This window comes from Falsochrobactrum tianjinense (assembly GCF_019100495.1).
Classification (GTDB): domain Bacteria; phylum Pseudomonadota; class Alphaproteobacteria; order Rhizobiales; family Rhizobiaceae; genus Brucella; species Brucella tianjinense.
This window is the reverse complement of the sequence record NZ_JAHRVA010000004.1, coordinates 271,531-295,407: the sequence shown is the minus strand read 5'-3', so window position 1 is coordinate 295,407 and position 23,877 is coordinate 271,531. Positions and strand designations below refer to the sequence as shown.

Here is a 23,877-nt window from a genome sequence, read left to right as displayed (position 1 = left end):
CGTTTTGATGCGCATGTTTCGAGATGTTCAGGGCCGCGATGCGGCCCTGATTATTGGTGTAACCCTGGTCGTGGCCGTGTTGTCGCTGTTGCCGATGGTGCGGCTGCTCGTCGAGCTTGTGGCACCGCAGGGCAAGCCCTCTGCTTCGGTTCTGGTAGAGACGCTGGGCAGCCGCTCGACATGGGTGGCGACATGGCATTCCTTGCAGATCGGGATCGGCGGTACCTTGCTGGCGCTGGCGTTCGGGATCGCGGCAGCGCTGCTGGTCGGTCTTACCGATATGCGCGGGCGTAATGCCTTCGTTCTGTTCTACGTCGTGCCGCTCATGATCGCGCCTCAGGTGACGGCGCTGGCATGGCTTCAACTTTTTGGGCCTTCAAGCCAGTTTCTGAAGCTTCTTGGCATGGCCCCACCGCTTGGCAGCCGCAATCCGCTTTATTCGGTCTGGGGCATTATCCTGTTGCTGGGCGTGCAATATGGACCGCTGGTCTTTCTGATCGTCCGGGCAGGGCTGCGCAAGCTGCCGCGAGAACTGGTCGAGGCTGGCCTGAGCGCTGGCGCCGGCAAATGGACGGTGCTGCGTACGATCATTTTGCCTTTGATGACACCTTCCATCATCGGTGCGGCGGCATTGGCTTTCGTTTCCTGTGTTGGCAATTTCGGCATTCCGGCTTTCCTTGGTATCCCGTCGAATTATCTGGTTCTGCCGACATTGATTTACCAGCGGCTCGCGGGCGGCGGGCCGACGGTGCTTTCGAGCGTCGCGGTACTATCGGTGTTGATCGGACTTATCGCCATGGCGGGTATTGCGGCACAGGATTTCATTGCGCGCAGACGCGATTTTCGTATCGTATCCACTTCATTGCCTGCGGCGCCTTTTGCGCTTGGCCGCTTTCGGCTGGTGGCGGAAGCTGCGGCTTGGCTCCTGATCGTGATCGTGCTGGTATTGCCTGTTATCGGGCTCACGCTTTCGGCGCTGGTTCCTGCCTATGGCGTACCGCTGAATTTCGCCACCGCGACGCTTGAAAATTTTCGCTTCGTGCTTCTGGAGCATGGAGCTTCCGCGCGTGCTTTCAGCAACAGCATCATGCTTTCTTTGGCAGCCGCACTCTTTGCGAGCCTGCTTGCCGTTCCGCTGGCCTATATGCTGGCCTGGCGCAAGCGGCGCTGGACCCCCATCTTCAATTTTGCCGTGGAACTGCCCTATGCTTTGCCGGGTGTTGTTTTGGCGATTGCCTGCCTGCTGATGTTCTTAAAACCGCTGCCGGTTCTGGGTGTCAGCCTATACAATACGATCTGGATCATCCTGTTTGCCTATCTGGCCCGGTTTTTCGTGCTGGCACTGCGGCCGACAGTTGCTGCTCTTCATCAGATCGACCGTGCGATGGAAGAAGCGGCGCGGATTGCGGGGGCTGGTCTTTTCTATCGGTTGCGCACCATTATATTTCCACTGGTCGCGCCAGCGACGCTTGCAGGTGGGGTCTTGATTTTCATGACCGCCTTCTGCGAACTTACCGTTTCGGCCCTGTTATGGGCGTCGGGTTCGGAAACGCTGGGCGTCGTGATGTTTTCGTTCGAACAGGCGGGTGATTCCGCCTATGCGGCGGCCATATCGATTCTGGTCGTCGCCATGACATTTGCACTGATGCTTGCAACAAATCTGTTTGCGCGGCGTCTGCCAAACGGAGTCCTGCCATGGCGAGACTAAAAATCGATGGTGTGTCCAAGAGCTTCAACGGCTTTGCCGCCTTGTCCGAAGTGTCGCTCGATGTGAAAGACGGCGAATTCGTCGCCATTCTGGGCCCTTCCGGATGCGGCAAGACTACGCTTTTGCGCTTGATCGCCGGTTTTGAAGAACTGGATGGCGGCGAAATCCATATTGGCGAGGCGCGCGTTTCTCATGCACAGGGCAATGTGCCACCAGAAAAGCGGCATGTGGGCATTGTCTTTCAGAATTATGCTCTCTGGCCGCATATGAGCGTTGCCGAGAATATCGGCTACAGCTTGCGTGTCGCGAAAGTAGCAAAAGCCGAGCGCGAACGTCGTGTGAACGAAGCGCTGGCGCTGGTCGATCTCGAAGGCTTCGGCGAACGCCGTCCGGCCAATCTTTCCGGCGGACAGCGCCAGCGCGTGGCGCTTGCACGCTGTCTGGTGGCCGCACCCTCGCTGGTATTGTTCGATGAACCGCTCGCCAATCTCGATGTGCATCTGCGCGCATCGATGGAAGATGAATTTGCCGCTTTCCACAAGCGCACCGGCACGACCATCATCTACATCACCCACGATCAGGCGGAAGCTATGGCGCTTGCTGACCGCATCGCGGTACTCGACCATGGCAGGCTTCAACAGTTCGATACGCCGCGCAAACTCTATGAAGAACCGGCCAGCGAAATGGTCGCGTCTTTTATCGCGCATGGCATGGTGCTGCCAGCCGAGGTGCTGTCTTTTGCCGAGCGCGGCCATTGCGAAGCACTGGTGCTGGGAAGCCGTGCGCAGGTGCGCTGTTCAGGGGTGGAAATGCCACGCGCCAATGCCAAACTGTGCCTGCGGGCGGATGATCTGCAATTGATCGAAACCGGCGGAATCCCCGTGCGCGTGAAGCGAGCCGTTTATCGCGGCGGCGGTTCGCGCATCGAAGCCGCGCCGATAGCAAAGCCGGATATTCATCTGCATTTCGATGTGCGCGATCCCATGCGGCTGGAAGAGGGCGAGGAAGTGCGCCTCGCCATTCGCAACGGCTGGATTATCCCCACCGAGGAAATGCCGACACGAAAAGTTTCGACCGGCTTTCCCATCGGCAACAAGATTTAGAGCGATTCCGTTCAAGTGAAGTCATCGGAACTGCTCTATTTCTTCTTCATTGCTTCGAGCAAGACCGCGCCCAATCCACCCGTTGCCGGCTGTTCCTGCTTGCGCTGGGGCATGAAGGTTTTCGCCGAGCGCTGATCGCGGGTTGCAGGTCCACGCGCGGGAGCGGGTTCGGCATCCTTGCGCATGGAAAGGCCGATGCGCTTGCGCGGCACGTCAACTTCCATCACACGCACCTTCACCACATCACCAGCTTTCACCACTTCATGCGGGTCCTTGATGAAGCGGTCGGCGAGTTGCGAGACATGGACGAGGCCGTCCTGATGTACGCCGATATCCACGAAGGCACCGAAGGCTGCGACATTGGTCACGGTTCCTTCCAGCATCATGCCGGGTTTGAGATCCTTGATGTCGTCAATGCCATCGGCAAAGGTGGCAGTCTTGAAACCCGGTCGCGGATCACGTCCCGGTTTTTCAAGTTCCGCAATAATGTCACGCACGGTCGGCAGGCCGAAACGTTCATCGACAAAGACGCGCGGATCAAGCGCCTTGAGCGCCGCGCTGTCGCCCATGAGCGCGCGCAGATCACGCCCGCAGGCGCTGACAATCTTCTTGGCCACGCCATAGGCTTCGGGGTGAACGGACGAGGCATCGAGCGGTTCGATGCCATTGGCGATGCGCAGGAAGCCCGCGCATTGCTCGAAGGTGCGATTGCCAAGGCGCGCGACTTTCAACAATTCCTTGCGGTTTTTGAACGCGCCTGCCTCATTGCGATGAGCGACGATGGCTTCGGCCAGTGATTGCCCAAGGCCTGATACGCGCGCCAGCAGGGGAGCGGATGCCGTATTGAGATCGACGCCGACGGCATTCACTGCGTCTTCGACCACGGCGTCGAGCGAACGCGCGAGTCGCACCTGGTCCACATCGTGCTGATACTGGCCGACACCGATGGATTTTGGTTCGATCTTGACGAGTTCCGCCAATGGGTCCTGCAAGCGGCGAGCGATGGAAACCGCCCCGCGCAGCGACACATCGAGCTGTGGAAATTCCGCCGCCGCCGTTTCAGAAGCTGAATATACCGATGCGCCCGCTTCCGATACGATTACCTTCAAGGGCTTCGGCGCGGGCATATCGGAAAGCATGTCGATGACAAGGCGTTCCGTCTCACGGCTGCCGGTGCCGTTGCCGATGGCGATAAGCTCGATCTTGTGCTTGCGCACAAGGCTTGCAAGTTCCGCCTGCGTGCCGCGAAGATCGTTGCGGGGCGGAAAGGGATAGACGGTCGTGGTATCGAGCAGCTTGCCGGTGCCGTCCACGATAGCGACCTTGACGCCGGTGCGGATGCCCGGATCCAGCCCCATAGTAGCGCGCGAACCGGCGGGAGCTGCCAGCAACAGGTCCTTGAGATTGCGGGCGAAGACATTGATCGCTTCTTCTTCAGCGCGTTCGCGCAGATCGCGCATCAGGTCGAGCGACAATGAAAGGGACAGCTTCACGCGCCATGCCCAGCCTGCAACTTCCATCAGCCAGCGGTCGCCGGGAAGCGTCGCCCCTATATTATAGGCGGCGGCAATCTTGCGCTCTACGGGTTTGACGGGGGAGGCGTCGTCAGCATCCACCTCGATATCGAGCGACAGGAAATCCTCATTGCGTCCGCGCAGCATGGCAAGCGCGCGATGACCGGCGACGGTGGCCCAGCGTTCGGAATGGTCGAAATAATCGGAGAATTTTGCGCCGGCCTCCTGCTTGCCCTCGACCACGCGTGAGCGCAGCACGGCTCTGTCTTTGAGATGGCTGCGCAGATTTCCAAGAAGTTCGGCATTTTCTGAGAAGCCTTCGGCGATGATGTCGCGCGCGCCGTCGAGGGCGGCTTTCACATCGGCTACATCGGTGGTTACATATTGCGCGGCAAGCCCGGTCGGGACAAGCTTGCGGTCGGCGAGGATCGCTTCGGCCAGCGGTCCAAGGCCGCGTTCGCGGGCGATTTGCGCGCGTGTTCGGCGCTTGGGCTTATAGGGCAGATAAAGATCTTCAAGCTCCGCCTTGGTTGCGGTGCTTGCGATTTTCAGTTCCAGTTCGGGCGTGAGCTTTCCCTGTCCGCGGATGGATTCGAGAATGGAAGTGCGACGCGCTTCAAGCTCGCGCAGATAGGAAAGGCGCTCGGAAAGCTGGCGCAACTGCGTGTCGTCCAATCCGCCGGTCACTTCCTTGCGGTAGCGTGCGACGAAGGGCACGGTCGCGCCTTCATCCAGCAGGCCGATTGCCGCCATGGCCTGATCGGGCTTTGCGTTGATTTCCGCCGCGATTATCCCGGCAATGCGCTTGGTGTCGTCCGCCATGTATCTTCCCGTCCTGCAATCACTATGGCGAACATAGTCGGATGCCCGTAGGGCGCAATCAAGGCATAAAGGGTGTTCCACAGAAAGCTTGCAGATCATCGTTCACGCGGATGTGAATGTGCGAGTGGTTTAATCGGATTCAAGCGATACATATATCGGAAATTAACGATGTATCAGTTGGGAGCAGCGAGGGCGGCGATGTCGAAAGAACAATCCAGAATAGCCAGAGACGAGGTGCTTAAAGCTCTCGCCAATCCGGTACGTCTGGATATTCTCAACTGGCTCAAGAACCCTGAGAAACACTTTTCGGCCCAGCACATTTCCGTGGAGAGGGGCGTGTGCGCAGGCCAGTTCGAGCGATGCGGACTCTCGCAATCGACGGTTTCCGGTCATCTTTCCGTACTGGTGAAAGCCGGGCTGATTGTGCCCCATCGCGTCGGACAATGGACATTCTATAAACGTGATGAAGAGGCGATAGCCGCCTTCCTGAATTCACTTTCCGAACTTTAATCAGCCTTGCAACCCGAAGGAAAATACCATGACCACATTATTCGATCCCGTCACACTGGGCGAACTGAAGCTTGCGAATCGTATCGTCATGGCTCCCTTGACGCGCAACCGCTCCCCCAAGGCGGTGCCGAACGATCTCAATGTCGCTTATTATGAACAGCGTGCGAGTGCTGGCCTGATCATTACGGAGGCCACCGCGATCAGCCATCAGGGGCAAGGCTATGCCGATGTGCCCGGTCTCTATTCGCCGGAACAACTGGCCGGATGGAAACGCGTGACCGACGCCGTGCACAAGGCTGGCGGCAAGATCGTCGCGCAGATGTGGCATGTGGGTCGTATCTCGCATTATTCCTTGCAGCCAAATGGTGAGAAGCCGGTCGCTCCTTCGGCTATCACGGCCAAAGCCAAGACCTATCTGGTGCATGAAGACGGAACTGGTGAATTTGTCCCGACATCGGAGCCGCGCGCGCTTGAAAAGAGCGAGATCGGAGAAATCGTTGCAACCTATGCCAGGGCGGCCAGGGATGCAGTCGAGACTGCCGGTTTTGATGGCATCGAAATCCATGCCGCCAATGGCTATCTGATCGATCAGTTCCTGCGTTCGGACAGCAATCTGCGCGACGACGAATATGGCGGTTCGATCAAAAACCGCGCCCGCTTCCTGTTTGAGGTGATGGAGGCAGTCATCAAGGCAGTCGGTGCTGGAAAGGTCGGCATTCGTCTTTCGCCAGTCACGCCTGCCAATGACGCTTCCGACCCCGACCCGCAGCCGCTCTTCGATTATGTGGTGGAAAAGCTGGCCGGATATGATCTGGCCTATGTGCACATCGTCGAAGGTGCCACGGGCGGCGCGCGCGATTTCCAGCAAGGGCCGCAGCCTTTCGACTATGCGCATCTCAAGCGGACCTATCGCGACGCGGGCGGGGAAGGCGCATGGATGGTCAATAATGGCTATGACCGTGAATTGGCGGAAGAGGCTGTCGCCAGTTCAGAAGCCGATGTGGTTGCCTTCGGCAAGCCGTTCATCGCGAACCCCGATCTGGTGAGACGCCTCAAGGAAAATGCGCCCCTGAACGAGCTTGACCAGCAGAATATGTATGGCGGCGGCGCTAAAGGCTATACGGACTATCCAATGCTCGCATAATGCAATGGAGGCCGGATTTTTCCGGCCTTTTCTTCTGATTTTAGAGCCGCGCTCGTGTTGAGCGCGGCGTGGCGAGCAGCAGATGGGTTTCACTGGCCTTGATGCCCGACACCAGACGTATGCGCCGCAGCACGGCGTCAAAATCGGGAAGTGTCGCAGCCCCCAGTTCCACCACCAGATCGAAGCGGCCATTGGTGGTGTGGATCGCCGAAATTTCAGAAAAGCCCCCCAGCGCCTTGACCACACGGTCGGCGACATGTCCTTCTATCTCGATCATCATGATACCGCGCACCGGCAGGTCTACCGCGTCTGAACGCAGGATAACCGTATAGCCGAGAATATCGCTGCTTTTCTCAAGCCGTTCCATACGCGCACGCACGGTTGCGCGCGATACGCCAAGATCTATGGCCATATCCGAAATGCTGCGGCGGCCATTATGGCGCAGGATGGTGATCAGCTTCTCATCGAGAGAATCCATGTTTTCTCCAGTTTGAAATATAAATCTGCCACTTTGATAAAGTAAATTGATAAAGTTGCCAATCCGTATGGTTCACATCGCCAAGGGTAAATGGTCAATCTTGTCCAATAGTTCAAAGGAGCCGTATTTGATGCATTGCAAGATTCTGGGATTGCCGGTTCAGGAAGGCACTGGCCGTTTGGGCTGTAATATGGGGCCTGATGGTTATCGCGCTGCCGGCATTGCGCAGGCAATCCGCGAGCTTGGCCACGCATTTACGGATCTTGGCAATCTGGCCCCCGCGGCCGAACGCCCGCAAAGCCACCCCAACTCCGCAATCAAGTCACTGCCCGAAGCGGTCGCATGGATCGAGGCGATCAGCGAGGCAGCCTACCGCGAAAGCGAAGAAGGTTTCCCCATTTTCCTCGGCGGCGATCATCTGCTGGCGGCTGGCACCGTTCCCGGAATTGCGCGGCGCGCGGCAGATAAAGGCCGCAAGCAGTTTATTCTGTGGCTCGACGCGCATACGGATTTCCATACGCTGGAAACAACCGCCAGCGGCAATCTGCACGGTACGCCGGTCGCCTATTTCACCGGCCAGAAAGGGTTCGAGGGGTATTTCCCGCCTCTCGTCGCCGCCGTTGACCCGCATAATGTCTGCATGATGGGCATTCGCAGCGTTGATCCTGCGGAACGCGCGGCAATCCAGAAAACGAAAGTGTCGGTTTGCGATATGCGCCTGATCGATGAGCACGGCGTCGGGGCGTTGCTGCGGCGTTTTCTGGAACGTGTGCAGACCGAGAACGGGCTGCTGCATGTCAGCCTTGATGTTGATTTTCTCGACCCCTCCATCGCTCCGGCCGTGGGCACGACTGTTCCGGGCGGCGCAACTTTCCGCGAGGCGCATCTTATCATGGAAATGCTGCACGACAGCAAACTGGTGACGAGCCTCGATCTGGTAGAACTCAATCCATTTCTGGATGAACGTGGACGCACCGCATCCATCATGGTCGACCTGATGGCGAGCCTTCTGGGTCGCAGTGTCATGGATCGTCCGACACGCAGCTATTAAAGAAGCGGCTTCAGCTTAACACAGCCGTTTATCGATTTGTTTTCACGCATTGNTGGGTCGCAGTGTCATGGATCGTCCGACACGCAGCTATTAAAGAAGCGGCTTCAGCTTAACACAGCCGTTTATCGATTTGTTTTCACGCATTGTCCTGACGCAAAACCGTTTCACGCTTTTGCGGGAAATGCTCTAGGAGAAATCATGACCGAGCCCAATCTCAATATTGTTCCCTTTGTCAGTGTCGATCATATGATGAAGCTGGTCCTTTCCATTGGCGTCGAGACCTTTTTGAAGGAACTTGCCGAATATGTGGAAGAGGATTTCCGCCGCTGGGAAAGCTTTGACAAGACACCGCGCGTCGCATCCCACTCGAAGGAAGGCGTGATTGAACTGATGCCGACGAGCGACGGCACACTTTATGGCTTCAAGTATGTGAACGGCCATCCGAAGAATACGCGTGAAGGTTTGCAGACCGTTACGGCCTTTGGCGTTCTGGCCGATGTCGGCAGCGGCTATCCGATGCTGCTCACCGAAATGACCATTCTGACTGCCTTGCGCACCGCCGCCACTTCTGCTGTCGCGGCCAAATATCTGGCACCGAAGAATGCGCGCACCATGGCGCTCATCGGCAATGGCGCGCAGAGCGAGTTTCAGGCGCTGGCTTTCAAGGCTCTTCTGGGGGTAGACAGGCTGCGTCTTTACGACATCGACAGGCAGGCGTCGGAAAAATGCGTTCGCAATCTTGAGGGCGCGGGTTTCAATATTGTAATCTGCAAGAATGTCGAAGAAGTGGTTGAAGGCGCGGAAATTATCACGACGGTGACGGCGGACAAGCTCAATGCGACTATTCTGACCGACAATATGGTCGGCGCAGGCGTTCATATCAACGCAATCGGTGGAGATTGTCCGGGCAAGACTGAATTGCACAGCGATATTCTGCGGCGTTCGGATATTTTTGTCGAATATCCGCCGCAGACCCGTATCGAAGGCGAAATCCAGCAATTGCCGGAAGATTATCCGGTCAACGAGCTTTGGCAGGTCATCACCGGTCAAGCCGAAGGCCGCAAGGATGTGCGCCAGATCACTCTGTTCGATTCCGTTGGCTTTGCTACGGAAGATTTTTCGGCGCTTCGCTATGTTCGCGACAAGCTGAAGGATACCGGCCTTTACGAGCAACTCGACCTGCTAGCCGATCCTGATGAACCACGCGATCTTTACGGTATGCTTTTGCGCTGCGAAAAGAAGCTTGCGGCTGAAAAAACCAAGCCTGCGGCCTGATGTGGAACTCTAGCCCTGTCATAGTTAAGCTGTGACAGGTGCTCTAAAGCGGACGGCGGGAATGGCGGGGGCCAGCAACCTGTCCTGACTGCGTGGCTATCGCCATTTCGAAACTGTCGGCAATACGGCGTGCCCGGTCGATGAAAATGATTGCAGCTTCCGAGGGAAACAATTCGCGCGCAGTCTGCTCAAACAATTCCAGCCAGCGATCAAAATGTTCATTTTTCAGCCCAAGCGCCAGATGCGGTGGCAATGGTCGCCCATCATAACCGCCTGTTCTGAGAATGACCGATGACCAGAACTCACTGATACGGGCAATGTGATGGTCCCAATCGCGAACGGCTTCCGCAAAAATGGGGCCTATCAGGACATCTTCCCGCGCTTTTCCATAAAAAGTGTTAACCAGTTTGTCGATGGACGCCCTGTCGATGGACGGATGGGGTTGATTGATAAGGACAGTCATATTTCCCGCCAGATTTGCTTCGGGCTGATAGAATAGCTCATGCGCTCGATATAGTGCGCAGATCCCTCGCAATCCAGTGAAGCTTTGCCGCATGGGAAGGGATTTCAGCAACAATGATGAGAACGAGCTTTTCTTAAATTGCTTGCTTTTTACAGGTTTTCACGTTTGATGTTTTTGTGAATGCCTGTGTGAATATTTGAGGGACAAATATATGGCAAGCGAACTCAATAAATACCAGCCTTATGCAATCGGTCTTCTACGTATCGTGACAGGATTATTATATTTTGAACACGGCACGCAAAAGGCATTCAATTTCCCAATACCGGGTCCAGAAACTCTGTCCGGCCTGGCAATGGCTTCGGCCGCTCTTGAGGTTGTGGGTGGAATACTTATAATTCTGGGGCTACTCACTCGTCCTGTGGCCATCGTTCTCGCTGGCCATATGGCGTTTGCTTATTTCCTCGCCCATTTTCCCCAGAGCTTCTATCCTGTGGCAAACGGTGGCGATGCAGCGATACTGTTCTGCTTCGTGTTCCTCACATTGGCGGCTACGGGTGCTGGCGCGTTCTCGATCGATAACCGCTCGCGTTAAAGTCATCGATGCTCGCTACAATTATGCGGCGAGCGTTCGTTTTTCCTTAGGCAAAGCGGTGTCGGCTGCCGAAGTCAATTGGCTTCGGGGTAGGTGCGTTTGTTATCGCCTGGCCGGTTGCCTTTTGTCTGTCGCTTATCGTTGGGCGTATCGGCTTCAAGGTGGCCCAATAGATTACGGCCTAGAGCAGGTTTCGTTCTTCTATCGTCCCTGTAAAACCTTGACGATATTGGGCGTTACCTGCCCCCTTGATGCGGCGTTTATATCGGAATGCGTTAACTTGCCGGATGCAATCCCGCGTGTCAGCCTCGAACAATAAATGCGCGGCGCAGCTGACACCGATGTATTTGCAACCTTTGCTATCCCTTGCCGAGTCTTCAATGGTTTGTTTCGTATTCGTTGAGTGCAGGTTTTAATGAAATCGCTTCGAACGGCGGGGCTGCCCTTTAACGCCTGCTGGCCTGTTGCATATGTCGAAGCGCTGACGCCACATCCGGATAACAATAAAACCGTTGCAATAATCGAGACTACATTCTTATGCATAATGTCCTCCCTAAATTGAGAAGACTGAAGCACTCTTTTGAATTGGTCAAATAAAACGCGGACGATTATTGTGAGCCATGGCAAAACCATGTGGAGAAACGGCCGCACCAAAGACACAAGAAAGCAAGGCTTTGCGAACTGAATCGATTTTTTTAAAAAATGGTAGCGGAGGAGGGATTCGAACCCCCGACACAAGGATTATGATTCCTCTGCTCTAACCTACTGAGCTACTCCGCCACATCCCGTTGCAAATATACGTGTCTGTCATGCCGTCTCCAGCATATTCACGATATCGTTCCTGCAAGGAATGGCGGCGGTATATGTGGGGAATGAAACCCTGTCAAGCATTCTTCGCACAGGTTTCGTCTTGTTTTCCGTCATTTGCATCGATAAGGAACTTACGGAAAGCAAAGGCTTAGTTTCATGGCACCTCGTATTGCGGTTTTGGGTTGTGGCTATTGGGGCGGCAACCATATTCGTACCCTGAAGAGCCTCGGTGCCCTTCAGGCTGTTTCTGACGCCATACCGGAGAATGCACAGCGATTCGCTGTTGAATTCGGCGTTCCCAATATTCCGGTCGAGAAACTCTTCACGCATCCGGATATAGATGGCGTCGTTCTGGCATTGCCAGCGCAGTTTCATGCACGCTATGCAACCGAAGCTGTCAGGAACGGCAAGGATGTGCTCGTCGAAAAGCCCATCGCGCTCGAAGTGGCCGAAGCCGAAGCCGAAGTGAAGGCAGCGCTGGATAATAAGCGCGTTTTCATGGTCGGGCATATTCTCCGCTTCCACCCCGCTTTTGAAAAACTGCTCGACATGGTCAAAAGCGGCGAGCTTGGCGATATCCGCTATGTGCATTCGCATCGGGTGGGGCTTGGCAAGTTTCATACGGAAAACGATGCCTTGTGGGATCTGGCGCCGCATGACCTTTCGATGATTCTGGCAATTGCGGGTGAAGAACCATCAATTGTGCGCGGCGAAGGCACCGCCATTCTCGATCATTTGAGCGATTTCGCGCATTTGCATATGGAATTTCCCAACGGTATTCGCGGGCATCTTTTCGCTTCCCGGCTCAATGCTTATCGCGAGCGCCGCCTGAGCGTCGTTGGCAGCAAGGGGATGGCGGTTTTCGATGATGGCGAGCCATGGGATCGCAAACTTGCGCTTTATCGGCACGAAGTCTGGCGCGAAGACGACCACTGGGCTTTCAAATCGGTGGACCCGGACTATATCCGTGTCGAGGAAGGCATGCCTCTAACACGCGAATTGCAGCATTTCCTGCATTGCATCGAAACGCGAGAAACACCGCGCACCGATGGCAGGGAAGCGATTAGCGTGTTGCGCATCCTGACCGAAGGTACTGTGCGACATTCAAAATAATCTGCCTGCCGGGTTTTTTGTCAAGTGGTGTTACAAATCTCGCAAAACTTTGAACGCCCCGGCCATGGCAGGGCGGAGCGGAAGCGAATACATAAGTATCCAAGGATTCGCACGCGATTTCGTGCCGACCAGTTTTATCGGAGCCCACATGCAGTTCATTGATCTTGGAGCGCAGCGCGCGCGTATCGAAGACCGTCTCAATGCCGCCATTTCCAAGGTTGTTGCGGGAGGCCGTTATATCCTAGGCCCTGAAGTGACCGAGTTCGAAAAAAAGCTCGGTGAATATCTGGGCGTCGAGCATGTCATCGCCTGCGCCAACGGCACCGACGCCTTGCAGATGCCGCTCATGGCACGCGGTATCGGCCCTGGGCACGCGGTTTTCTGTCCATCGTTTACCTTCGCCGCCACGGCGGAGGTGGTCGCCCTTGTAGGTGCGGAGCCGGTCTTTATCGACGTCGATCCCGACAGCTACAATCTGAATGTCGATCAGCTTGAAGAAGCCATCGCCGCTATTCGCAAGGAAGGCCGTCTTGAGCCCAAGGCGATCATCCCGGTCGACCTGTTCGGCCTGGCCGCCGATTATAACCGTATTATGGCCATTGCCGAGCGCGAGGGGCTGTTCATCATCGAAGATGCGGCGCAATCTATTGGTGGCAAGCGCGATAATGTGATGTGCGGCGCATTCGGGCATGTCGGCGCGACGAGCTTCTACCCGGCCAAGCCTCTCGGTTGCTATGGCGATGGCGGTGCGATGTTTACCAACGATGCGGAATTGGCGGAAACGCTGCGTTCGGTGCTGTTCCACGGCAAGGGTGAGACGCAGTATGACAATGTGCGCATCGGCATCAATTCACGTCTCGATACGATTCAAGCCGCTGTCCTGCTTGAAAAACTTGCAATCCTTGAAGATGAAATGGAAGCGCGTGATCGTATCGCCAGGCGTTATAACGAAAGTCTCAAGGATGTCGTGAAGGTGCCTGCGCTGCCTGCCGGCAACCGCTCGGCCTGGGCGCAGTATTCCATCGAAAGCGAGCGCCGCGACGAGTTGAAGACGAAGCTTCAGGCCGAGGGCATTCCGTCGGTTATCTATTATGTGAAACCGCTGCATTTGCAGACGGCTTACAAGCATTATCCGATTGCGCCGGGTGGCCTCCCGGTTTCGGAAAGCCTGCCTTCGCGCATTCTCAGCCTGCCGATGCATCCCTATCTTACAGAAGAAGATCAGGATCGCATCATTGGCGCGATCCGTAGTTTCCATGGACAGAAGGGCTGATCTGAAAAAGCACAAGAAAACCCGGCGAAAGCCGGGTTTATTTTGTTCGCTTCGTGATAAGCGAGGCGACGAAACGGGCAATTGCCGGGCCCGCCAGAAGCACGATGAAAAAGCGGCTTGTTTGCAGGGCGATGATAAAGGGCAGATCCACATTGCTCGATGCGGCGATAATGGCCACTGTGTCGGCTCCGCCGGGACTGGTCGCCAGATAGGCGGTCAGCGGATCAAGGCCGAGCAGGCGGCCCAAAAACATGCCGAACAGCCCGCATACGGCAATCAGCAAAAGTGTGGATGCCAGGACCGCGGGAAACGCCCGGGCTGTATGGGCAAGGATTGGGCGCGAGAAACCCAGCCCGATGCGCCAGCCAATCATTATATAGCTTGCTGCAAGCAGCCACGGGGGCAGGTCGATAACCATGAGGCCCATGTCCTGTAATAATGCACCAAGCGCAAGCGGTATCAGCATGGCGCCCGTCGGGATGCGCGATAATTCGCCTAGAAAGGCACCGCATACGATCAGAGCGAGAGTAGGGGCAAATGTCGGCCAATGGACAGGAGGAAACCAATCCACGGCTACAGGAGAGACGGTTTCGACATCGGTGGTGAACATGACCATCAGAGACGCTGCGGTTACAACCAGAACGACCCGCAAATATTGCATGAAGGCAACCAGACGCGCATCGGCTCCAAAAGATTCGGCCAGTAATGTTATAGCGGTTGCGGCACCCGGCGAGATGCCCCAGACAGCGGTGGTTCCGGACAAAATCTGAAAACGTGCCAGAAGATAGCCGATTGACGTACTGGCGAGAAGCGTAAAGCCGGTAGACAGCAAAATGATCGTTAAGTGCTGGCCCATGCTGCTGAAAAACTCAGCGGTCATGGCGCGGGCGATCAGCAGGCCGATAATCGCTTGCGCAAACAGCGTCAGGTTGCGATGGACATGGATTGTGCTGTTGCGTGCAGCCATCAGGATCGCGCCCAGCATCGCCCCCAGCAACAGGGCCGCAGGCAGCCTCACCGTTTCCCCAGTAGCGATCAGAAATGCGGAGACCATCAGTAGCAAGCCCCATTGGGCCGGCTTTGGTAACTTATCAAAAGTGAATTTGCCGAAGACCGATTTTGGCCCGGTGGGTGCGCGTTTCTGCATTGCCCGTTTCCCTACTACCCCGATGGAGACAAAGGCAAACCAAGAATCGATGAAAAGGCGATGAGTGTATCTGTCCGCATGAAGCACGCAGGCACCGCCCGCAAGACGAGCGACGCCTGAAGCCGGCTAGAGCAGTTCCGGTTTTGATAAAATCATCGAAACCGTATCTTCAGCTTTTATTTTATTGCATTATCCGGACGCAAAACCGCTGCGCACTTTTTCTGGAAATGCTTTAATCAACCAATCATGGCGCGGCGCTGGTTTGCGGGACGTTCAGCGACCTCGCGAACCTTTGCGCCATCGCGCCCTTCCAGTGCTTCGGCTTTTGCAAGCTCAGCTTCGGCATGGGTCAGTTCGGCTTCGGCCGCTTCCTTCTGGGAAATCAGATCACGAATCGATTCGAAAAGGTTGTCGCGCCGCTGGTGCGCCGCCTTGGCGAAGGTCGGATAGGCGAAATGATTGATATCGGTGATACCCGCCTTCTTTTCTTCCGATATGATCTGGGCGTCAAGATCACCTGCCATGCGCTCGAACTCGCCGATCATCAGATCGAGTTGGCCTAGCTGACGGCGCTTTTCCTTCACCTGGAACAGTTTTAGCCTGACTAGGCTTTCACGTGGCTTCATACGCAATACTCCTTGAACACCAACCAGCTTCCATGTGGGGCGTTCCCCCCGATTTTATTAACAGGCAAATCGCAGCCCGTTTGCCTGCAATATGCCGCTAACAACCCCTGCATTGCCTCGCTTTTCAAGCGGTGGGCGCTGCCGCCAGGCATCAGAACTGGCTCAATAAGCGAAACAAAAAGTTAAGGTTTCGCCCTTTTAGTAACCATTCCTTTACCGGCAACGTTAATCATACGGGTCAGGAATTAAGGCTCGGTAAACTCTCTGTGGTTTTTGGGCAACAGGTGAAAGCTGGAGTCGTATGAATCACTTAGAGAAGAATCTTAAAGTGGTTATGTAGAGTCGGGTAACCAAGAATATTGTTATGATTCAGGTCGGTATTAGTTTTTTCTAAAGAGATTAGAATTGTACTTGCCAACAGGAATCATATTTTGTTAACCATTTGCAGGCACCTTCATGCTAAGGCAACGACAGTTCCGTGCTGCTATGAGGGATATCTGGCCAGCGGCGGAAAGGGGATAAGATATGCGCGTCCTTTTAATTGAAGACGACAGTGCTATCGCACAGAGCATCGAGTTGATGCTCAAGTCCGAGAGCTTCAATGTGTACACGACCGATCTGGGTGAAGAGGGTATCGATCTCGGCAAGCTGTATGATTACGACATCATCCTGCTGGATCTGAACTTGCCCGATATGTCTGGTTATGAAGTTCTGCGCACCTTGCGCCTGTCGAAGGTCAAGACGCCGATCCTCATCCTCTCCGGCATGGCTGGCATCGAGGACAAGGTTCGTGGTCTTGGTTTCGGTGCGGATGACTACATGACCAAGCCGTTCCACAAGGATGAACTGATTGCTCGTATCCACGCAATCGTTCGTCGTTCCAAGGGACATGCCCAGTCGGTTATTACGACCGGCGACCTGGTGGTCAATCTCGACGCCAAAACGGTTGAGGTCGGTGGCCAGCGCGTGCATCTGACGGGCAAGGAATATCAGATGCTCGAACTGCTCAGTCTGCGCAAGGGTACGACGCTCACCAAGGAAATGTTCCTCAACCATCTTTATGGCGGTATGGACGAGCCTGAGTTGAAAATCATCGACGTGTTCATCTGCAAGCTGCGCAAGAAGCTTGATGCTGCTTCCGGCAGCCAGAGCTTCATCGAAACCGTCTGGGGCCGCGGCTATGTGCTGCGCGAGCCCGATGGCAGCGAATTACGTGAAAGCGCATAAGCACACAGCCTGCGTGAGCCTACCTGAATACAAAAGCTCCGCCGCAGCGGAGCTTTTGCTTTTGAAGGGAAGGAGAAAGCGGCTTATTGTGCTGCGAAAACGATATCTTCCGCCGTGGCGTGAATGGAGATCGTCATGCCTGCATCTTCAGCGAGCAGCAGCGTGTAATATGGCTGCACGGAATGCGCATCGATCGGTTCTTCCGGTGTTGCGCCCGAATGAAGCTCAAGGAACTTTGGCGGCACGCGCAACATGCGGCCCTTCGCGGTGATGGTGAAGCGCGGTTCGCTGTCGCCATTCTGTATGCGGACAGCCAGTGAGCCGCCACGTGGAATGGCGGCATTACCTATCAGAATAAGGTTGAGCAACAGCTTCACCTTGTTCTTGGGCAGCAGAACGCGCGGTCCATCCCAAGACAGTTCGGCTTTTTCATTCTTGAAATATTCGTTGGCGACGTGCTGCGCGTCGCCGGTATCGATCTGCACGCCTGCCGAGCCGGCGGCGCCAAAAGCGATGCGGGCGAATTGAAGCCGGGCAGAAGCATTGCGGGCACTTGACTTGATAAGCGCCATTGCATCTTCGTCGGCGCCGCCTTCTTCGAGCAGTTCCAGGCCATTATTGATCGCGCCCACCGGCGAGATGATGTCATGACAAATCCTGCTGCACAGAAGCGCACCGAGGTCGAGCGCGGAAAGGGTGACGGGCAATTGCATGGCGGTTCTCCGGAGCGCTAACGATTTAAATTTGCTGCATAATTTATCTTTTACCGATTCTGGTCCAGAAAATTACGCAGCAGACGGGCGAATCGCCCAAAATATCGATAATCTGGATACACGCCAGATTCGCTTGTCGCAACAAAGCTGTTTTCTCTGCCTTTCTATAGCCAATTTCAAAACTTAAACATTTAGACAATAAATTCGCGTTTAATATATTCGCGATTCGTTAAAGGCGTCACAAGAAACGCAGTCGGCTTTTTAAACAGGGTGTCAGACAGAGAAGCTGGTAGGCAAAAGGAATTCTATAAATGGCCATACCATCCCTGTCGCAAGTCAGCTTCCGCAATGCGGCGCCTTTCATAGCGCTTTTTGCGGTTTTTCTGATCTGCATCATCGCAGCGCCGCAGCATGCACGGGCGCAAAGCAACACATATACAGCCGAGGAAATCGTCGAATCAGGACATCGGTTCTTCGGGTCCACTTCGGGCGGCATTGCGAGTGCCGTTGAAAAGGCATTTCAAAGTTTCGGTCTGCCTAACGGCTATGTCCTGGGCGAAGAAGGGTCCGGCGCCTTCATTGGTGGCCTCACCTATGGAGAGGGTACTCTTTATACGAAGAATGCCGGTGATCATAAGACCTTCTGGCAGGGCCCCTCATTGGGCTGGGATTTCGGTGGGCAAGGTTCACGCGTGATGATGCTGGTCTATAATCTCGATGACATCCAGAATCTTTACGGTCGCTATGCGGGCGTTTCCGGTTCAGCCTATGTCATCGCGGGCGTGGGCTTCAACGTGCTCAAGCGGCAGAATATCGTGCTCGTACCCATTCGCACCGGCGTCGGCGCGAGACTGGGCGTGAATATCGGCTATCTGAAGCTTTCCGCTGCCCCGACCTGGAACCCGTTCTGACCGGAGTGTGGCGTAGTGTTGTTAGCGCTGGAAAGCGCGACGCTGCTGTTCTATGAATAATAGCCAGCCATTGTCATTGGCTGGTCCTTTTTCTTTTTGTGACAAAACCGTGATCCAGTTCGCGCTTATTTTCATACTTGGCGTTCTCGTGGCGGTTTTCGTCGTGATCCTGCTTGGCCCTTCGGTCTGGAGGCGCGCTGTCTTTCTGGCACGGCGGCAGATTCATGCTGAACTTCCGGTAAGCCTTGCCGAAATCCAGGCGGATCGCGACGGCTTGCGCGCCGAACATGCCGTAGCGGTGAGCAGAGCCGAGCAGACTTTGAAAGAGGAGCGGGAGAAAACTGCCGAACAGCAGGCCAGATTGGGAAGACAATATGACGAACTTAAGCGTATTCTGTTGCTCGAAGGCGAAGTCACGCAGCTTGCGCAGGAAGTGGCCGAGCGACGGAAAACTGCCGAGGCTGTTTTGATCGAACGTGATACCGCAGTCGAGAAGGCCGAAATCGTAGAAGCCGAAGTGGAACGGCTTCAAAATCATCTTTCCGCATTGCAAGGACTGAGCGATACGCTGCGCATCGAAATCAGCGCCAAAGAGGCCGAATATGGCCGCCTGGCCAACGAGCTTAGTGAAATGCGGCGTGATCGCAAGAATGCGTCTGTCCACTATAATGAGGTTTCGACACAATTGACCGCGACTCAGACTGAACTCAAGAGCGAGAAGCGCCGCAACAGTGAATTGCAGCAGAAGCTGGACAGGCTGATGGCAGAACTGTCGGACGCGCAAGAAAAGCTCGAACACCATATGCGTAACGGCGCGGATTTTACCGCTGCATCGTTAGCCCCGGAAGAGCTTTCAAGTCAGAATGCTGTCCTTCGCGAAGAAATGGCCAGTCTCGCGGCCCGAATCGTTGCTGCGACTGCTGAAAAGGAAGGGGCCGATTCGCCCATCCATGGTTTCGTCAAGGCCGAAGCTCCGGCAAAGAAGGGACGGGGCAAGATGGTGGAGCCAAAAAGCCTTGCCAGCCGGATTCGCGACCTTCAATAGCGACACCTATTCGTTTTCAAGAACGTCTGACCAGTCATCGTGGCGCTTGAACTGCGCCTGCATGAATGTGCAGCGGGGGATGATTTTCCAGCCCGACTTGCGGGCATCCTTGATTGCATTGGCTGCCAGAGCCTGCGCGATTCCCTTGCCGCGCATCGAATCGGGAACGAAGGTGTGATTAATGGAAATTAGCGCTGATTCTAGCCGGGTATAGGTCATTTCGGCCTCATCCTCGCCCAACGTCACGGTATAGCGTCCGCCTTCGGAATTATCCTGCTTCTCGATATGAATTGGACCAGTCATATGGATGCTCCTTTATTGCGCTTTGGATCCTCCTCATATAGGCCGCGTGCGGCAAACAAAAACCCCGGCCGCTTGAAAGCGGCCGGGGTTATTTTTGCGTTTCTGCCGCCTCCAATGGAGGGGACAGAGGTTTAATGCCTATACTGCTGGATTCTAGTGGTCCGTAAACCGGCGAGACCATGCTCATCGATCGAGGATTGCCAGCCAAGGAATTCCTCCACCGTCAATGTATAACGCTGGCATGCCTCCTCAAGGCTTAGAAGTCCGCCCCGCACTGCGGCGACGACTTCTGCCTTGCGGCGAATGACCCAGCGCCTTGTATTGGCGGGGGGGAGGTCCGCGATGGTCAGCGGGCTGCCATCAGGACCAATAACATATTTTATACGCGGTCTTGCCAGATCGGTCATTGTACTCTCTACACAACACTCAAGGACCTAATCGAGACTGAGACTACCGCTACAGCTTTAAGAATTACCTAAACACGCAGTAACTCTCTGGTAACACTTGGAAAAAAATTGACTGACTGAGCCAAAAAACCACTTTAAAGCCGGGTTTCATGATAAATATCCTGAATATCTCACGGGGAATTGTGGTCGGATTGCCGTAAAACAGAGGTTGTTTCGCTGCGACATCTTGGCAAGCGGCCATTGTATAATCTATATAAGCGTCAAATCTGAACTCTGAAAGGCCGGGCCTTTAACCCGGAACTGGATTCAAACATGAGCTTGAACAGCCTCGATCTGCCGGGCAGGCCAGAAGACACGCGCATTGTTGTCGCCATGTCGGGCGGTGTCGATTCCTCCGTTGTGGCAGGGATTCTCAAACGTGAAGGTTATGACGTCATCGGCGTCACCTTGCAGCTTTACGATCATGGCGCTGCCGTCCATCGTGCCGGTTCGTGCTGCGCTGGGCAGGATATAGAAGATGCCCGCCGCGTTTCGGAAAGCCTTGGTATTCCTCATTATGTGCTGGATTACGAAGCCCGCTTCCGCGAGGCGGTCATTAATCCGTTCGCAAATTCCTATGTCAGCGGTGAGACGCCGATACCCTGCGTTTCCTGCAATCAGACCGTTAAATTCGCCGATCTGTTGCAGACGGCGCGGGAATTGGGCGCCGATGCGTTGGCGACGGGTCATTATATAAGAAGTCATGTCAATGGCGCGCATCGCGCTATGTTCCGCCCCGTCGATACAGACCGGGATCAGAGCTATTTTCTTTTCGCCACCACGCAGGAGCAGATCGATTATCTGCGTTTCCCGCTCGGCCATCTACCAAAGGCGCAGGTGCGCGAGATCGCCGAAGAGTTGGGATTGACGGTTGCCAAGAAGCAGGACAGCCAGGATATCTGCTTTGTGCCACAGGGCAAATATTCCGACATCATTTCCAAGTTGAAGCCGGAAGCTGCCACGCCGGGCGATATCGTGCATATCGATGGGCGCATTCTGGGCCGCCATGATGGTATCGTGCATTATACGGTTGGTCAGCGCCGCGGTATCGGGGTTGCAACCGGAGATCCGCTTTACGTCGTGCATCTTGACGCCGCCAATAGGCGCGTGATCGTAGGTCCGCGCGAGGCGCTCGAAACGCATAAGGTGTTTCTGCGCGATGTAAACTGGCTTGGCGATAGTGCGCTCAATGCCTTGCCGGAAGGCGGGGTCGAAGTTTTCGCCAAGGTACGCTCGACGCGTCCGCCGCGCCCGGCGATTCTCCACCATACGGACGGGACGAGCTGGGTCGAACTGATCGATGGCGAAAGCGGAATTGCGCCGGGACAGGCTTGCGTTCTCTATTCGGATGACAGCAATACCGCACGTGTTTTTGGTGGCGGCTTTATCAGTCGTTCCGAGCGTGAACCACAGGCGGAAGATATGCTGCGACGTCTGGTTGGCAATCTGGCAAGGGTGCCGGCTGCCTGAATAATTCGCCTCAACCAAACCTGCTAAAACGGCTTAGTGCTATACCGGAAGCGGTCGCCACATTCAGGCTGTCGAAGTCTTTCGACATGGGTATGCGCGCCGTTGCTAGCCGTTCAAGCAGGTGAGGAGGCAGTCCTTCGCCTTCGGTACCCAGCAGCAATGCCTGCCTCGGATGATCTGGTGCTTGAAAGATGTTTGTCAGCGATGAGGGACTTAAAGCGAGCACGTTGAAACTTGCCGCTTGCAGCAGATCGACAATGGTTTCGATGGATGCGCCGCGATAATAAGGCACTTTCAATGTTGCTCCCACCGAAACGCGGATGGCTTTTCGGTAGAGAGGGTCGCAGCAGGTTTCATCCATCAGAATACAATCCGCCTCGAACGCTGCTGCATTGCGGAAGATCGAACCGGCATTGTCATGATTGGATATGCCGCACAGCGCTACGACCAGTGCCTCTTGCGGCAAGCGCGCGATCACTTCCTCAAGGCCAGTCTGAGGCTTGCGCCGCCCGACCGCCAGAATACCGCGATGAACATGGAATCCGGCAACTTCATCCATGATGGACTGGGAGGCTGAATAGACCGGCAACCCTTCGGGACTATGGATGAGTTGTTCTTGCAGACCGTTGAGGCGATTGTTCAGAACCAGTACCGATTCGGCCTCGAAACGTGCAGATGAGGAAAAAAGCACATTCAGGACGACCTTGCCTTCGGCGATAAAACGCTGCTGGCGGCCAACCAGATCTTTTTCGCGAATATTCTTGTAAGGTGAAAGACGCGGATCATTAGGATCGGTGATCTCGACGGCCCAGCCGTGCGATCCAGATTGTATTTCCTTCATCGCACGACTGAAGCCTCATCGATGTGCGTTATCTGCTTGCCACGGCGGCTATTTCATGCCGACGTGGAACCATATAGAGACTCGAAAGCGTCGACAACATCAGCTCGATATGCGGCGATGAAACCATATAATAAATCGTCTGGGCATCGCGCCGCGTCGATACGAGATCAAGCGCCCGTAGCTTGGCCAGATGCTGGGACAGGGCGGATTGGCTTAGATCGATAGCTTTCGCCAAAGCCCCTACTGACATTTCATTGTGAAGCAATTTGCACAATATAAGCAATCTTTTATTATTAGCTAAAGCAGAGAGAAAATCGGCTGCTTCATCTACATTTTCAATCAAATCATAAAAAGTATTTTCTTTGGTCATTTGCGGTCATACCCCCGTAAGACTGCATTGTTAAAGATTGCCTCCCGTCGAGCAGAAGGCGTGATAAAGTTAATGCTATATTGAGAAGTTGAAAAGGTGCTGCTTATATTCGTAGAGAAAAAAGCCTACCAATTTGTCTCAAAAATAAGGGCTTTTTGTTTCAGGGGCTGTACGGCAACATGGTTAACAAAGTTTTGACGGCGCTCTCGCTCGAATCACAGCCGGACGGGAAGTTCGATCTGATAATCTGATCGCCACTCGCCAAATCAAAACCATCGGGGTCGATTCCGATCAGTTTCCAGGAGTTTGCGGTCTTCTCCGAGCGCGCTGCGTGCAATGCGAGTGCCTCTGCATGAGTCTCATTGAGTTCGTCCAGATGTTCCTGTTCGGAAATGGCAATGTCCTCGGCGGCTTTCGGGTCGCTCAGAAGGTCGCCGGGGGTCAGATTGAAGGCTTTTCCAAAGCCGCCATTGAGGCTGGCCGACTCAACCACAAGCCGGAAGAAGACAAAATCACCCAGATTGGCGTAAAGCGCGCCCTTCGGATTATGATTGAGATAGCGGCGGCTGATGCGCAGCTGATCGGGCGACGAGCGCTCAATCTTTTCCGCCATGCAATGAACGGTGACGCGCGCATGGGCGAGAGGGTCGCCCTTGCCTGCGTGGCCAAGAAGAATGGAGCAGGCCGGGTGGGCGAGCAAGGCTGGCGTATGGGCTGCAAGTCCCGATACGAGGATAATCGGCGTTCCATCAATATCGGTTGCAACGCCTACGCGACTTGCGAGCGGACGGCCAGTGGCCGCGTCCAGAACCGCAATTGCACCGTAGCGCACGGTGCGCAGCAGTGTTCTGGCTAATCGTATGGCTTCGATTGTGGTCGGTCGGATCGGGTTGACGAATTCATTCATGGGGAAAGCTCAAAA

24 protein-coding genes and 1 tRNA gene are annotated in these 23,877 nt (G+C 55.1%); 13 read left to right on the top strand and 12 right to left on the bottom strand.

All coding sequences use genetic code 11. The features are described from left to right. Window positions 1-7 precede the first annotated feature (7 nt). Both KUG47_RS11335 and KUG47_RS11330 read left to right on the top strand, forming a co-directional pair. Window positions 8-1,708 carry an ABC transporter permease gene (locus tag KUG47_RS11335; protein WP_217678069.1) on the top strand — a complete coding sequence of 567 codons (1,701 nt, stop codon included), beginning with the start codon at window positions 8-10 and terminating at the stop codon, window positions 1,706-1,708. Next, window positions 1,696-2,811, top strand: a complete 1,116-nt coding sequence (locus KUG47_RS11330) for an ABC transporter ATP-binding protein (RefSeq protein ID WP_217678068.1) — start codon at window positions 1,696-1,698, stop codon at window positions 2,809-2,811. Before KUG47_RS11335 ends, KUG47_RS11330 begins: the two co-directional genes overlap by 13 nt. Before the next feature lie 35 nt (window positions 2,812-2,846). Here the strand turns inward: KUG47_RS11330 and KUG47_RS11325 are convergent, their stop codons facing one another. After that, window positions 2,847-5,147, bottom strand: coding sequence for a Tex family protein (locus KUG47_RS11325; protein ID WP_217678067.1), 2,301 nt, complete (start codon window positions 5,145-5,147; stop codon window positions 2,847-2,849). Between the two features lie 198 nt (window positions 5,148-5,345). Between KUG47_RS11325 and KUG47_RS11320 the strand changes: the two genes are divergently transcribed. Further along, window positions 5,346-5,657, top strand: a complete 312-nt coding sequence (locus tag KUG47_RS11320) for an ArsR/SmtB family transcription factor (RefSeq protein WP_217678181.1) — start codon at window positions 5,346-5,348, stop codon at window positions 5,655-5,657. Between the two features lie 28 nt (window positions 5,658-5,685). Beyond that, the gene (locus tag KUG47_RS11315; protein ID WP_217678066.1) at window positions 5,686-6,801 is read left to right on the top strand and encodes an alkene reductase; all 1,116 of its coding nucleotides are present in this window, start codon (window positions 5,686-5,688) and stop codon (window positions 6,799-6,801) included. A gap of 40 nt (window positions 6,802-6,841) precedes the next feature. Here the strand turns inward: KUG47_RS11315 and KUG47_RS11310 are convergent, their stop codons facing one another. Then, on the bottom strand, window positions 6,842-7,279 hold the full coding sequence (locus KUG47_RS11310) for an Lrp/AsnC family transcriptional regulator (RefSeq protein WP_217678065.1): 438 nt from the start codon (window positions 7,277-7,279) through the stop codon (window positions 6,842-6,844). Between the two features lie 130 nt (window positions 7,280-7,409). Here KUG47_RS11310 and rocF point away from each other — a divergent pair, with 130 nt between their 5' ends. Together rocF and KUG47_RS11300 are read left to right on the top strand one after the other, a co-directional pair. Next, a complete protein-coding gene (rocF, locus tag KUG47_RS11305; RefSeq protein WP_217678064.1) occupies window positions 7,410-8,330 on the top strand; it encodes an arginase in 921 nt (306 codons plus the stop codon). A gap of 198 nt (window positions 8,331-8,528) precedes the next feature. Beyond that, a complete protein-coding gene (locus KUG47_RS11300; protein WP_217678063.1) occupies window positions 8,529-9,605 on the top strand; it encodes an ornithine cyclodeaminase in 1,077 nt (358 codons plus the stop codon). Between the two features lie 43 nt (window positions 9,606-9,648). Here KUG47_RS11300 and KUG47_RS11295 read toward each other — a convergent pair whose 3' ends face one another. Continuing rightward, window positions 9,649-10,068 carry a group III truncated hemoglobin gene (locus KUG47_RS11295; RefSeq protein WP_217678062.1) on the bottom strand — a complete coding sequence of 140 codons (420 nt, stop codon included), beginning with the start codon at window positions 10,066-10,068 and terminating at the stop codon, window positions 9,649-9,651. Window positions 10,069-10,279: 211 nt separating this feature from the next. On the opposite strand from KUG47_RS11295, the gene KUG47_RS11290 reads away from it, so the two are divergent. Continuing rightward, a complete protein-coding gene (locus KUG47_RS11290) occupies window positions 10,280-10,660 on the top strand; it encodes a DoxX family protein (protein ID WP_217678061.1) in 381 nt (126 codons plus the stop codon). A gap of 703 nt (window positions 10,661-11,363) precedes the next feature. On the opposite strand, the gene KUG47_RS11285 is transcribed toward KUG47_RS11290, so the two are convergent. Then, window positions 11,364-11,440, bottom strand: a tRNA-Met gene (locus tag KUG47_RS11285). A 186-nt stretch (window positions 11,441-11,626) separates the two neighbouring features. Here KUG47_RS11285 and KUG47_RS11280 point away from each other — a divergent pair. Both KUG47_RS11280 and KUG47_RS11275 read left to right on the top strand, forming a co-directional pair. Then, window positions 11,627-12,583, top strand: a complete 957-nt coding sequence (locus tag KUG47_RS11280) for a Gfo/Idh/MocA family protein (RefSeq protein ID WP_217678060.1) — start codon at window positions 11,627-11,629, stop codon at window positions 12,581-12,583. A gap of 148 nt (window positions 12,584-12,731) precedes the next feature. Next, window positions 12,732-13,856 carry a DegT/DnrJ/EryC1/StrS family aminotransferase gene (locus KUG47_RS11275; protein ID WP_217678059.1) on the top strand — a complete coding sequence of 375 codons (1,125 nt, stop codon included), beginning with the start codon at window positions 12,732-12,734 and terminating at the stop codon, window positions 13,854-13,856. Between the two features lie 37 nt (window positions 13,857-13,893). Here KUG47_RS11275 and KUG47_RS11270 read toward each other — a convergent pair whose 3' ends face one another. Next, window positions 13,894-15,003 carry an AbrB family transcriptional regulator gene (locus tag KUG47_RS11270; RefSeq protein WP_217678058.1) on the bottom strand — a complete coding sequence of 370 codons (1,110 nt, stop codon included), beginning with the start codon at window positions 15,001-15,003 and terminating at the stop codon, window positions 13,894-13,896. Between the two features lie 236 nt (window positions 15,004-15,239). Continuing rightward, complete coding sequence (locus KUG47_RS11265; protein ID WP_217678057.1) at window positions 15,240-15,629, bottom strand: flagellar export protein FliJ; 390 nt, start codon at window positions 15,627-15,629, stop codon at window positions 15,240-15,242. A 525-nt stretch (window positions 15,630-16,154) separates the two neighbouring features. On the opposite strand from KUG47_RS11265, the gene ctrA reads away from it, so the two are divergent. Next, window positions 16,155-16,856: a response regulator transcription factor CtrA gene (gene ctrA, locus KUG47_RS11260; protein ID WP_217678056.1), complete on the top strand. Its 702-nt coding sequence runs from the start codon at window positions 16,155-16,157 to the stop codon at window positions 16,854-16,856. A gap of 83 nt (window positions 16,857-16,939) precedes the next feature. Here ctrA and chpT read toward each other — a convergent pair whose 3' ends face one another. After that, window positions 16,940-17,569, bottom strand: a complete 630-nt coding sequence (gene chpT, locus KUG47_RS11255) for a histidine phosphotransferase ChpT (RefSeq protein WP_217678055.1) — start codon at window positions 17,567-17,569, stop codon at window positions 16,940-16,942. A 311-nt stretch (window positions 17,570-17,880) separates the two neighbouring features. On the opposite strand from chpT, the gene KUG47_RS11250 reads away from it, so the two are divergent. Together KUG47_RS11250 and KUG47_RS11245 are read left to right on the top strand one after the other, a co-directional pair. After that, the gene (locus KUG47_RS11250; RefSeq protein ID WP_217678054.1) at window positions 17,881-18,480 is read left to right on the top strand and encodes a DUF1134 domain-containing protein; all 600 of its coding nucleotides are present in this window, start codon (window positions 17,881-17,883) and stop codon (window positions 18,478-18,480) included. Between the two features lie 133 nt (window positions 18,481-18,613). Beyond that, a complete protein-coding gene (locus KUG47_RS11245; RefSeq protein WP_340162804.1) occupies window positions 18,614-19,525 on the top strand; it encodes a coiled-coil domain-containing protein in 912 nt (303 codons plus the stop codon). A gap of 6 nt (window positions 19,526-19,531) precedes the next feature. Here the strand turns inward: KUG47_RS11245 and KUG47_RS11240 are convergent, their stop codons facing one another. Further along, the gene (locus tag KUG47_RS11240) at window positions 19,532-19,828 is read right to left on the bottom strand and encodes a GNAT family N-acetyltransferase (protein ID WP_217678052.1); all 297 of its coding nucleotides are present in this window, start codon (window positions 19,826-19,828) and stop codon (window positions 19,532-19,534) included. 131 nt (window positions 19,829-19,959) lie between these two features. Beyond that, window positions 19,960-20,235, bottom strand: coding sequence for a CtrA inhibitor SciP (sciP, locus tag KUG47_RS11235; RefSeq protein WP_109707414.1), 276 nt, complete (start codon window positions 20,233-20,235; stop codon window positions 19,960-19,962). 312 nt (window positions 20,236-20,547) lie between these two features. Here sciP and mnmA point away from each other — a divergent pair, with 312 nt between their 5' ends. Then, entirely contained in the window at window positions 20,548-21,744 is a 1,197-nt protein-coding gene (gene mnmA, locus KUG47_RS11230) for a tRNA 2-thiouridine(34) synthase MnmA (RefSeq protein WP_217678051.1), read from the top strand. Between the two features lie 10 nt (window positions 21,745-21,754). On the opposite strand, the gene KUG47_RS11225 is transcribed toward mnmA, so the two are convergent. The 3 genes from KUG47_RS11225 to KUG47_RS11215 all read right to left on the bottom strand — a co-directional run bounded on the left by KUG47_RS11225 (window position 21,755) and on the right by KUG47_RS11215 (window position 23,862). Then, entirely contained in the window at window positions 21,755-22,585 is an 831-nt protein-coding gene (locus KUG47_RS11225) for a TrmH family RNA methyltransferase (protein ID WP_217678050.1), read from the bottom strand. A gap of 28 nt (window positions 22,586-22,613) precedes the next feature. Further along, window positions 22,614-22,955, bottom strand: coding sequence for an ArsR/SmtB family transcription factor (locus KUG47_RS11220; protein WP_217678049.1), 342 nt, complete (start codon window positions 22,953-22,955; stop codon window positions 22,614-22,616). Between the two features lie 160 nt (window positions 22,956-23,115). Next, on the bottom strand, window positions 23,116-23,862 hold the full coding sequence (locus KUG47_RS11215) for a HugZ family pyridoxamine 5'-phosphate oxidase (protein ID WP_217678048.1): 747 nt from the start codon (window positions 23,860-23,862) through the stop codon (window positions 23,116-23,118). Between the last annotated feature and the right edge of the window lie 15 nt (window positions 23,863-23,877).

Bases quoted from the DNA above. Each gene is read 5' to 3' on its own strand.
- mnmA (WP_217678051.1), top strand. From the start codon at position 20,548: ATGAGCTTGAACAGCCTCGATCTGCCGGGCAGGCCAGAAGACACGCGC.
- KUG47_RS11240 (WP_217678052.1), bottom strand. From the start codon at position 19,828: ATGACTGGTCCAATTCATATCGAGAAGCAGGATAATTCCGAAGGCGGA.
- rocF (WP_217678064.1), top strand. From the start codon at position 7,410: ATGCATTGCAAGATTCTGGGATTGCCGGTTCAGGAAGGCACTGGCCGT.
- KUG47_RS11320 (WP_217678181.1), top strand. From the start codon at position 5,346: ATGTCGAAAGAACAATCCAGAATAGCCAGAGACGAGGTGCTTAAAGCT.
- KUG47_RS11330 (WP_217678068.1), top strand. From the start codon at position 1,696: ATGGCGAGACTAAAAATCGATGGTGTGTCCAAGAGCTTCAACGGCTTT.
- KUG47_RS11250 (WP_217678054.1), top strand. From the start codon at position 17,881: ATGGCCATACCATCCCTGTCGCAAGTCAGCTTCCGCAATGCGGCGCCT.
- sciP (WP_109707414.1), bottom strand. From the start codon at position 20,235: ATGACCGATCTGGCAAGACCGCGTATAAAATATGTTATTGGTCCTGAT.
- KUG47_RS11290 (WP_217678061.1), top strand. From the start codon at position 10,280: ATGGCAAGCGAACTCAATAAATACCAGCCTTATGCAATCGGTCTTCTA.
- KUG47_RS11265 (WP_217678057.1), bottom strand. From the start codon at position 15,629: ATGAAGCCACGTGAAAGCCTAGTCAGGCTAAAACTGTTCCAGGTGAAG.
- KUG47_RS11335 (WP_217678069.1), top strand. From the start codon at position 8: ATGCGCATGTTTCGAGATGTTCAGGGCCGCGATGCGGCCCTGATTATT.
- KUG47_RS11270 (WP_217678058.1), bottom strand. From the start codon at position 15,003: ATGCAGAAACGCGCACCCACCGGGCCAAAATCGGTCTTCGGCAAATTC.
- chpT (WP_217678055.1), bottom strand. From the start codon at position 17,569: ATGCAATTGCCCGTCACCCTTTCCGCGCTCGACCTCGGTGCGCTTCTG.
- KUG47_RS11300 (WP_217678063.1), top strand. From the start codon at position 8,529: ATGACCGAGCCCAATCTCAATATTGTTCCCTTTGTCAGTGTCGATCAT.
- KUG47_RS11225 (WP_217678050.1), bottom strand. From the start codon at position 22,585: ATGAAGGAAATACAATCTGGATCGCACGGCTGGGCCGTCGAGATCACC.
- KUG47_RS11310 (WP_217678065.1), bottom strand. From the start codon at position 7,279: ATGGATTCTCTCGATGAGAAGCTGATCACCATCCTGCGCCATAATGGC.
- KUG47_RS11295 (WP_217678062.1), bottom strand. From the start codon at position 10,068: ATGACTGTCCTTATCAATCAACCCCATCCGTCCATCGACAGGGCGTCC.
- KUG47_RS11315 (WP_217678066.1), top strand. From the start codon at position 5,686: ATGACCACATTATTCGATCCCGTCACACTGGGCGAACTGAAGCTTGCG.
- KUG47_RS11220 (WP_217678049.1), bottom strand. From the start codon at position 22,955: ATGACCAAAGAAAATACTTTTTATGATTTGATTGAAAATGTAGATGAA.
- KUG47_RS11275 (WP_217678059.1), top strand. From the start codon at position 12,732: ATGCAGTTCATTGATCTTGGAGCGCAGCGCGCGCGTATCGAAGACCGT.
- KUG47_RS11280 (WP_217678060.1), top strand. From the start codon at position 11,627: ATGGCACCTCGTATTGCGGTTTTGGGTTGTGGCTATTGGGGCGGCAAC.
- KUG47_RS11325 (WP_217678067.1), bottom strand. From the start codon at position 5,147: ATGGCGGACGACACCAAGCGCATTGCCGGGATAATCGCGGCGGAAATC.
- KUG47_RS11215 (WP_217678048.1), bottom strand. From the start codon at position 23,862: ATGAATGAATTCGTCAACCCGATCCGACCGACCACAATCGAAGCCATA.
- ctrA (WP_217678056.1), top strand. From the start codon at position 16,155: ATGCGCGTCCTTTTAATTGAAGACGACAGTGCTATCGCACAGAGCATC.